Origin of the sequence: Metasolibacillus meyeri (assembly GCF_003049505.1) — a bacterium.
Taxonomy (GTDB): domain Bacteria; phylum Bacillota; class Bacilli; order Bacillales_A; family Planococcaceae; genus Metasolibacillus; species Metasolibacillus meyeri.
On record NZ_PYWN01000205.1, the window covers coordinates 1 to 10,310 of the forward strand.

The window sequence follows — 10,310 nt, forward strand, 5'->3', positions numbered from 1 at the left end:
AGATGTGTATAAGAGACAGGTTCTAAAGAATTGATTTCTTTCTGATAATCTTTAGCTACACCATAAGTAATTATCTTTGAAGTAACAAGTACTAAAACTACAATCACAAGGGGTATATTTAAAAAATATCTTTTTCTCATAAAATCTCTCCACCCTCACTTTATTTTTATACTCCCCTTAAATCTAATATATTTCTAAAAGTATTAAATATAAACAATAGAATCTAAAAAGGATGACTCCTGTACAATACAGAAGCCATCTCTTTCTTGCATAATCTCTTTTTTAGTTTGTCCAATGGGTACCACTTTATTTCGCTTCCCCATAAAACCAATTTACTTTATAGTCTGCCCAGAAAATTTCTGGCGTAATGCTAGCTGATAATTGCTCTACTGCTAAAACACGCTTAATATGCTCTGCCACATCTTCAAATGTAAAAGATTGACCTTCTTTAATTTCGCTCACATGTAAAATAGCATGGCGACCATCACTTAAAACGACCGCTTCACTTGTCGCACCCTTTTCTAGCTTTGCGACGGTTTTCAATATTGCAGAATCAATATTTGCCTGCTGCTCCACTATAAAGCCGATATCCCCACCTAAGCTAGCTGACGGTGTATCAGTCGAGCGCTCTCTTGCCAGTACAGAAAACTCTGAGCCGTTTTGTAATTCCTGTAGCACGCTATCAATATTTTCTTTTGAATCCGCTACAATCATGCTCGTTCTATACGATGTTGGAATATTGTAAAGCGATTGATTATCTTGATAAAAGCTTTGCACTGCTTCATCCGTAATAATGATATCCTTCGCTAATACTTTTTCTAAAATCAATTGTGTTCGAACCTTTTGACGTAATTCCTTATCAGAAAGGCTTTGGAATGTTCGGTCTGTCGTATCCTGCGCCGAACGCATCAAGGCTAGCTCTAAATCAATTTCTTCGTCAGACACACTAATTTTATGCTCTTTAGCTGCTTTTTCCATAACAGCTTCATTGACTAAGCCTTGTAACGTTTCTTTTCCATACATGCTTTCCATTTTCGCAAGCCATTGCTGGCGAGTTATTTCGTCTCCATCAATCGTGGCAACTGCTTCATCATTATTGGATTTATCTTTCGATGGCAGAAGCCACATAATAAACCAAAATAAATTCCCTGCTAGTAAAATTGCTAGTACTGTTAATGCCGGTTTTGTTTTCAAACGTCGTTGTGAAAGAGGCGTTTTTGTTGATGATGTTGGTGTTGTGCGAATATTACGCGTTGATTTCATTAATAAAGCCTTCCAATTCATCTTGACTAAAATTATATGCTTCTAGGCAAAAATGGCATTGTGCCTCCGCTTTGCCATCTTCATCAATCATCTCTTGAATTTCCTTCACACCCAAACCGATAATAGCTGCACCAAAACGCTCTTTTGAACATTGACATTGGAATTTTACAGGTGATGAGCTTAAAATTTGAATACCGCCCTGATCTCCTAGCACTGCTTCTAAAATTTGCTCAGGCGTGTAGCCTTTTTCAATCATTTTTGAAACGGGCTCAATTGACGCTAGCTGTGCTTCAATCGCATCAATTGTTTCATCTTCACAGCCCGGCATGATTTGTAAAATAAAGCCACCAGCCGCCAAAATTGTATTATCTGGATTTACTAAGACACCAAGTCCTACGGATGAAGGCACTTGCTCACTTGTCGCAAAATAATAAGTAAAATCTTCTGCAATTTCTCCTGATACAATCGGTGTTTGTCCTGAAAACATATCACGTAAACCTAAATCCTTGACTACTGTAAGTGCTCCCTCTGTTCCTACTGCACGACGCACATCTAATTTGCCTTGTTCATTTAAATCAAAATGTACTTGTCCATTTGTTACATAGCCACGCACATGACCATTTGCATCCGCATCAATAATCATCGGCCCAATCGGCCCGTTCCCTTCGATTTTCACGGTTAGCTTATCATCGCCCTTCAGCATTGCCCCCATCATAACCGCTGCTGTCATCGAGCGACCTAAAGCGGCGGAAGCTGTCGGCCATGTATTATGACGACGTTGTGCCTCTCCAACTGTTTCAGTCGTACGCACTGCAAATGCACGTACTTGTCCATTAAAGCCTATTGCTCTTACTAAATAATCATTCATCTTAAATCCTCTTTCCTATTGATTTCGTTGATATAGAATATAAAGCCCTTTTAACGTTAAAAACGGGTCTACAATATCGATTAATTGCGTTTCATTTGCAATTAATTCTGCAAAACCCCCCGTGGCAATAACGAATGGCTCTTCTTTGCTTTGTTGCTTCATACGACTTACAATACCTTCCACTTGACCGATAAAACCGTATACGATACCTGCCTGCATTGCTGCAACCGTATTTTTACCAACAATTTGTGAAGGTCGTGCAATTTCAATCCGCGGTAGCTTAGAAGCCCTTGTATATAAAGCCTCTGTCGATATCGCCACACCAGGTGCAATTGCTCCACCCATATAATCACCTTTTTCGTTTAAATAGCAATAGGTGTTAGCAGTTCCGAAATCCACAAGAATGATTGGCCGACCTGTGCCATATTCCGTCAAAGCAGCTACTGCGTTTACAATACGATCTGCCCCAACTTCACGTGGATTTTCATATTTAATATTCAATCCTGTCTTTACACCTGGCCCAACAATCAGTGGTTTAATTCGGAAATACTTTTCGCACATTCTTTGCAAGGCAAACATAATTGGTGGCACAACTGAGGATATAATAATTCCTTCTATTTGTTCAAATGAAATGCCCTCATGAGAAAAAAATGCTTTCAGCTGCATCGCGTATTCATCTTCCGTCTTGCTACGCTCTGTGACGATACGCCAATTATGCAAAAGCTGATGCTTGCTATATATGCCAAAAATAATATTTGTATTGCCCGCATCCATTACTAAAATCATCTACACCACACCTACCAGCTCATTTTTACGTTTACCTCAATTTCGCCTCAGCTAATTCTTATCCAGATTTTTTTGAGCTAAGTGGAGGAAGTTGACCTAAAATCACCACGTCCTGTGACAATAGTTAACTGACCTGCATTGTATAGATCTTTTTTTAAATCTGCGATATCTGCCAAAGGCTTCTGATCAACACTCAGTCGTTGCACGCATGTGTGGCTGTTCTTAGACTGAGTTTCTCTTTCTTAGCGGGTGTTCAAACGCCCACTGAACCATAATAAAATCATACCATATCAAAGCGAAAACTTACGCTATTTTGTCCATCATTTTTTCAACCTTATAGCTGCGAATCATAAATATGAAACTCGAAATCAAATAGTAGTATATTTTACGTTATATCGCGCATTTGCGAATCTCTTCTAAAATACAAAAGCTGATGGGAAAATAAATTTCCCATCAGCTTATTTCATTACTTTTGATCCTCTTCTGATTGTCCAGTTTTACCTAGAGGCTTATACGGTGGTTCTTCCGTTGTTTTACCGAAAGGCTTGTGTTCCTCTGGTAAATCAGCCGTTGTTGGTGCAGTTTTCTCACTCACCACTTCTTCATTGATTGTCGCAGAACCGGCCTTTTCTAGTGTTACTTGTGCCTCTGTTACTTGCTCAGTAGGCTCTTCTTTCACAAGATCCACTTCAGGCTCCGGCAATTTACCGAAGTCACGTAAATGTTCGATTTCTTGCGCGTTTAATGTTTCTTTTTGCATTAATGTATCCGCAATTAAATTTAATAGCTCACGCTTTTCAGTTAAAATGCGTTTTGTACGATCATATTGAGAATCGACAATGTTTTGAATTTCTTTATCGATTTCATACGCAATTTTATCAGAGTAGTTTTGGTCCGAGTTGAAGTCGCGTCCTAAGAAGACATTCCCTCCTTGGCTTGATCCATATTGAACTGCACCAAGATTGTTGCTCATTCCATACTCTGTCACCATTGCACGTGCAATACTCGTTACTTTTTGGAAGTCGTTATGCGCACCTGTTGATACTTCGCCAAGTACGATTTCTTCTGCCACACGTCCGCCTAATAAACCAGCAATGCGGTCAAGTAACTCTTGACGTGTCGTGAAGAAACGCTCTTCCTTCGGTAACATAATCGCATAACCGCCCGCTTGCCCACGAGGAACAATCGTTACTTTATGCACTGTATCGGCTTCATCAAGTTCTAAACCAACAACTACGTGTCCAGCTTCATGGAATGCAACAAGTTTTTTCTCTTTTGCTGAGTAAACACGACTTGCCTTCGCTGGACCTGCAATTACACGATCAGATGCTTCATCAATATCTGCCATATTAATTGTTTTTTTGCTTTTACGAGCCGCTACAAGTGCCGCTTCGTTTAATAGGTTTTCAAGATCCGCACCTGAGAAACCTGGTGTACGCTGTGCTACTGCTGCTAAATCTACTGAATCTGATAGCGGCTTGTTGCGAGCATGTACCTTTAAAATTGCTTCACGTCCTTTTACATCAGGATGTCCTACTGTAATTTGACGGTCAAAACGACCTGGACGTAATAGGGCTTTATCCAAAATATCTGGTCGGTTCGTTGCAGCGATGATAATAATACCTTCATTTGCTCCGAAACCATCCATTTCAACTAACAATTGGTTTAATGTTTGCTCACGCTCATCGTGACCACCACCAAGGCCAGCGCCACGTTGACGACCTACTGCATCAATCTCATCAATAAAAATGATACATGGTGCATTCTTCTTCGCATTTTCGAACAAGTCACGCACACGCGATGCACCGACACCGACGAACATTTCTACGAAATCAGAACCTGAAATCGAGAAGAATGGAACGCCTGCTTCACCAGCTACTGCACGAGCAAGTAAAGTCTTACCAGTACCTGGAGGACCTACAAGTAAAATCCCCTTCGGAATACGTGCACCAATTTCAGTAAATTTGCGGTGATCCTTTAAAAAGTCTACTACTTCGACAAGCTCTGCCTTTTCTTCATCAGCACCAGCTACATCGTTAAAGCGTACCTTTTTCTTTTCTTGGTCATACAGCTTCGCCTTCGATTTCCCGAAGTTCATCACTTTATTGCCGCCACCTTGCGATTGACTCAACAAGAAGAAGAATAAAATGATAATGATGATGAATGGGATAATACCTGTAAAGAAGTTAACCCACCCACTAGTTTCTGGCGCATGCTCAACCTTTACACCATAATCCTCTTCAAGATTAAAAATACGTGCTTTTGCTTGCTCATCATTTTGCAAAACATTTAATGTAAACTTTTTACTTGCGTCATCTTCATTCGTTTTTTTGTATTCCCCAACAACGGATAATACGCCTTTCGCTGGCTGCACCATCACTGACGCTACATTACCAGACTCCAGCTCCTCAAAAAACTTTTTGTAATCTAGCTCCTCAACAGCAGAACCACTGCCGTTAACTGTGCCAAAAATCCCAACGATTACAAGGAAAATTAATAAATAAAATATGGTATATCGAAATATTCGATTCATCCCCAGCCTCCTCACAACATAACAGAAAAACTATAGATAAAATCTTAACATACGTTCAATTCTTGATACAATGAAAAGCCTTAGAGAAAATATGTGAAAGTCGATTTATGTCAAAATCGTTACATACGTTCTTATTTTAGAATGAATATACTTCTCTTTTCAAAATGCCAATGTACGGTAAGTTACGATATTTTTCTGCGTAATCTAATCCATATCCTACTACAAAACCATCTGGAACTTCAAAGCCTACGATATCTGCTTTTAAATCTACTTTACGACCAGAAGGCTTATCTAACAACGTTACAATTTTAATGGATTTCGCTTTGCGGTACTTAAACAGCTCTACAAGATAGCTAAGTGTTAAGCCACTATCAATGATGTCCTCGATAATAATAACATCGCGGCCTTCTACGCTTGTGTTTAAATCTTTTAAAATTTTTACTTCACCTGAAGAAACAGTGGCGTTTCCGTAGCTTGATACATCCATGAAATCCACTTCAATATATGAGTCAAAGCGCTTCATTAAATCCGTCATAAAAGGTAATGCACCTTTTAAAACGCCGACAGCAAGCGGAAACTTATGATCGTATTCAGCCGTTAGCTGTTCGCCTAGTTCACGAATACGTTCTTGAATTTGTTCCTCCGTAATCATAATTTTTTCAATATCATTTTGAATCATATGTGATTCCCCCTCAAATTGTTGCAAATCTTAATGCGCGTTACGCACAATGAGAACACAATCGTCCTCTGTACGTCGACACTTAGAAAATTTGTTATTTACACGCACACCGAGTACAGCTAATACTTCATCTTCCGCATCGACTAACAACGGCCAGCTATCTCGTTCGGCTAGAGGAACTTTACAATCAATAAATAATCTTGATAACCGTTTTGCTTGCGTCATGTTTGCAAGTTGCATGCGGTCACCCTCTTGCCTTGTACGAATATGTAACGGGAAGCTTACCTCTTTTGCCTGGAAGTAGTAGCATTCCCCATCATGCTGTCCTATATAAGTCCCTACAAATAACTGTATATGCCCATAATTGAGCCATTTATTTAGCGTCACTACTTCTACAGCGCGCTCTTCATATACTTTATGTGGACAAACTGTCACAGTGTCGTATGCGCGTTGCATCATGTAATGGTTCGGTAAATGAATTGTTGCACTGCCATTTGTAGTTTCAAATAAAGCGTAGATAGATGATAAGAGTGATTGACTAAAAAGTGTACTTGAATCGTTATAAATATAGTTTAATAGTATTAAAATGAGCCTTCTTTGTAAAGCAGGTGATTCACTTTGAAAGGCATGAATATCAATTGTATAAATTTCTGCTGTTTTTTTCACGCTTCGCGTATATGCACCTTGTGCCAATTCCATTAGATATACATCATCTTGCTGCAATTGACTCGCTAGTTGAACAGCATGTGTGGCAATATGATGATTTTCCTCAACTAATAACGGAATGATGTGGTGGCGGAAACGATTACGCGTATAATCATCCTTGGCATTGCTTGCATCTTCCCGATATGTGCCACCACGACTTTGCAAATAGCTTGCAATCTGTTCCTTCGTCACAGCTAAAAACGGACGAATCAGCTTACCTTGAGCAAACGGGCGGCTCACTACCATTCCTTGTAAGCCCTTTATTGTTGCCCCTTTTGCAAGAGACATTAACATCGTTTCAAGCTGATCATCCGCATGATGAGCCGTCACAAGCTTCGTACATCTCGCTGTTCCCATAATTTTCTCTAAAAAAAGATAGCGCTCTCTGCGACAAATTGTTTGTAGATTGCCCCCTTCCTTTGCATGCATCTGAGCTACTGGAATAGCTGTGCTATGTATTTGTATATTTCTTGCCGCACAAAACGCCTCAACAAATGCTCTATCTGTTGCTGAAGCCTCCCCTCGCAGCATATGATCCACATGCGCTACAACTATTTCTATTTTTAGCTGTGTTCGCACCGTATGAAAAAAATAGAGCAGGCCCATCGAATCGACCCCGCCAGAGCAAGCGATGAGAAGACGGTCTCCTGCATCTACTAATTGCTGCTTTTTTATATAATGCATGACATTTACTTCGAACGAATCCACCCTCTCACCTCCATTATACTTCAGCTAGCTCTCGCCTAGATTTTTTAGAGTTCACTCTAAAAATTTGTTATATCCGTCAGTTCAGCGTGTATTTGAATAGACGCTGAAGGTAGCTAATTAGCCTTTACTGTCGCCCATTGCGGAATAATATGCTGCAGTGTTAAACCAATCAATGTGCAATCATCTTCAATTTCATAACGCCCTTTATAATGTGCCATTACATCATACAATAACACATCAATCGGCATTTTTTCGGCAATTCTTTGCTTGATTAATTCTAAGAAATAAGATTCCTGCTCGTCCCAATTCAATTCACTTGAAAACAAGCCATCTGATACCATAAAAATGACATCATCTGCACGTAGCTTCATTTTTTGCGTCTCCACTGAAAACTGTGGCATAAACCCTACAGGCGCGCTTGTCCCATCAATTTTCATTACCGTTTGCCCACGTACTATATATGTCGACATGCTCCCAGCCTTCCATGACCAAAGCGTGCCGTTCTGTAAATCAATTAATGCAAAATCGATTGTAGCATACATGTCTATCTCACGCTTTAACGACATAACATAGTGTAACGTATGCATCGCTGTTTCTGGATTCATATTATACAATAAGCATTCGCGCATCATGCGAATAAGCTTTCGACTTTCTCGCTGTGCCTCTTTATTTTGTCCCATTCCATCCGAAAGCATAACTGCTGTTAGCCCTGCATGGATTGGAAAAATAGCGTGCGCATCACCTGAGCCATTTACTAGCTCCTTTGCTTGACTATAGCTATCATGTGCCAGCTCATAGCGAACAGCGGAACGAAAACGCACTTGCATATGACGGAACGGCTCCTGCCTTATCTCATAATGCTCGACAAACAACGGCTCCTGCCAAACATCATAAAAGATTGGTACAATCAGACGCTCGCAAAGCTGTAGCATATCATATTGACTGCTTTTTTTCGGTGTCAATGAGCACACAACGATGCGCTCGCCCGGTTTACTTTGTAAAACATCTATTTGAAAGCAAGGTATATATGCTTGCTTAAATGCGTTCATAAGCTCTTCCTCAATAGATTGAAAGGACAATGCCTCTTCCTTGATTTCTTGCATCAATCGCTGTAAATGGCGACTCAAATCACGCAACTGTAAGGCAATCATCTTTTTCCCATGATAAAACTGTCCATTCATTTGCTCCTGATAGAGCTGAGTTTCTAACTCTTCAAGCAATTTCGTCGATTTCACGCATTTTTGTCTTACCTGCTCTTCTGTGCGTAAAACTTCTGCTGGCTTTGCGGCTGCCTTTGCAACACACCAACCTTCCACTGTCTGCGCCATCTCTGCATCAGCCCAGCAACGCTCATAGCGAAAGCAGCTCATACATGTTGCTAAAGGCTCAACCTTTTTCTTTTGCACATAGTCCGCCGTAAAACGATCAAAGACAAGCTCCTTCATAAAATCAACAAAATGCTGGAATTGCATTAAATTTTCAGTCGCATGCTCTGTCATCCATGTCTGTCTTTTTAATAATACTTCATCTCGCTCTGGGTAAAATAAGTCATGTAATGTTGTGAATAATGATTGTGGGAGTAGTAGAAAGAGAATTGCTGCCATAACAATAGAGAAGAAATATACGATATCTAGTGGGAGTGTCGCATCATAAAAAAAGAACAAAGCACTAGGCACAATGCTACCTAATGCAACGCCAAGTCGTCCAAGCCGTTTACAGCTTCCCGCCACAACACCCGTCACAGCGTACAACGCGAGCATCCCTGTAAAAGACAAGCTCGCAACACCTAACAGCGCTCCTAATATTGTAGCGGTCATCGTCGCTATCGGGACACCTGCGACCCTTGCGGCAATACAAATAATAAGGTGTAGCGTAAAAATGGTTAACGATAAAGAGTAGATGACAACAGATTGCATCCCTCCAAGCATGGCGGCTGCAATTACGAAACCTGCGCCGATACGCTCATACGACCATTCAGTCTGCCAAAATTGATGTGGACGTACAAAGAAAAGCTGTATAAATAATGTCATCAATACAGCTAATATTACTTCATAGCCGACATAAAGCAGTACTAAAAACGGCGGTACACCTCCATATGACACACTTTGCCATGGCATTTGAATAATTAAAATCGATAAGCCAATTGCAACTGAAGCTGGCATTTTATAATATTTGAAACGACATAATAGTTCAAAAACGATGAGCTGTAAGCATAAAATAACAGCTTGTCCTAACCCAAATGACAATGAACCTAACAAACCGCCAACAATAACAGCGGTACGCATATTATCATAGCGCAATCGCACAATTGCCCAAAATGGCAATAAAAATGGTAATGTCGCATCAAAAAATACCGCCTGTGCTAAAAAATAAGCAATAATAAAAAAGGTCACTTGCAAACTATAAGTAATCTTTTTATTTTTCGCATGCTCCTTCATCCCTTGCCACATAGAAGGTGTTTCTAGCATTTCCACTCGTGTCATAGCGTCATCTCCCCTAGCTTTTTTGCCATTATATAAAACTGCAAGCGTAAAATTTGTCTGTTCATATAAGCAACTAGAAAAAATGTTTCGACGAATTGTTAGCAAATATTTGAAAAAATGAGGGAATTGGCGCATTTCTGATTTCTAGCCTTGTCGGACGAAAAGGAAGTGGCGAGCTTTCTGTATAATTAATTATGTTTAAATGTATTTTTTTGAGCGTGCCCTTCAGCGTAATTGCGTCCGGATTTTTTTCGAGCTCGCTCTTAGTAGAAGTTAACCTAAAAG

Annotated in this window: 7 protein-coding genes; all 7 read right to left on the minus strand. The window is 40.0% G+C overall.

Going from position 1 to position 10,310, the window contains the following annotated elements:
- Positions 1-306 precede the first annotated feature (306 nt).
- Complete coding sequence (locus tag C9J34_RS20735) at positions 307-1,263, minus strand: peptidyl-prolyl cis-trans isomerase (protein ID WP_107842066.1); 957 nt, start codon at positions 1,261-1,263, stop codon at positions 307-309.
- Positions 1,247-2,131 (minus strand): Hsp33 family molecular chaperone HslO, encoded by an 885-nt coding sequence (gene hslO, locus C9J34_RS20740; RefSeq protein WP_107842067.1) that lies wholly within the window; start codon positions 2,129-2,131, stop codon positions 1,247-1,249. The genes C9J34_RS20735 and hslO overlap by 17 nt, the downstream gene beginning before the upstream one ends.
- 15 nt (positions 2,132-2,146) lie before the next feature.
- On the minus strand, positions 2,147-2,917 hold the full coding sequence (locus tag C9J34_RS20745) for a type III pantothenate kinase (RefSeq protein WP_107842068.1): 771 nt from the start codon (positions 2,915-2,917) through the stop codon (positions 2,147-2,149).
- Positions 2,918-3,383: 466 nt separating this feature from the next.
- Positions 3,384-5,450 (minus strand): ATP-dependent zinc metalloprotease FtsH, encoded by a 2,067-nt coding sequence (ftsH, locus tag C9J34_RS20750; RefSeq protein ID WP_107842069.1) that lies wholly within the window; start codon positions 5,448-5,450, stop codon positions 3,384-3,386.
- A gap of 136 nt (positions 5,451-5,586) precedes the next feature.
- A complete protein-coding gene (hpt, locus tag C9J34_RS20755) occupies positions 5,587-6,129 on the minus strand; it encodes a hypoxanthine phosphoribosyltransferase (RefSeq protein ID WP_107842070.1) in 543 nt (180 codons plus the stop codon).
- Between the two features lie 30 nt (positions 6,130-6,159).
- Positions 6,160-7,542 carry a tRNA lysidine(34) synthetase TilS gene (tilS, locus tag C9J34_RS20760; RefSeq protein WP_238600740.1) on the minus strand — a complete coding sequence of 461 codons (1,383 nt, stop codon included), beginning with the start codon at positions 7,540-7,542 and terminating at the stop codon, positions 6,160-6,162.
- Positions 7,543-7,655: 113 nt separating this feature from the next.
- Positions 7,656-10,025 carry a SpoIIE family protein phosphatase gene (locus C9J34_RS20765; protein WP_193769126.1) on the minus strand — a complete coding sequence of 790 codons (2,370 nt, stop codon included), beginning with the start codon at positions 10,023-10,025 and terminating at the stop codon, positions 7,656-7,658.
- Positions 10,026-10,310: the final 285 nt, after the last annotated feature.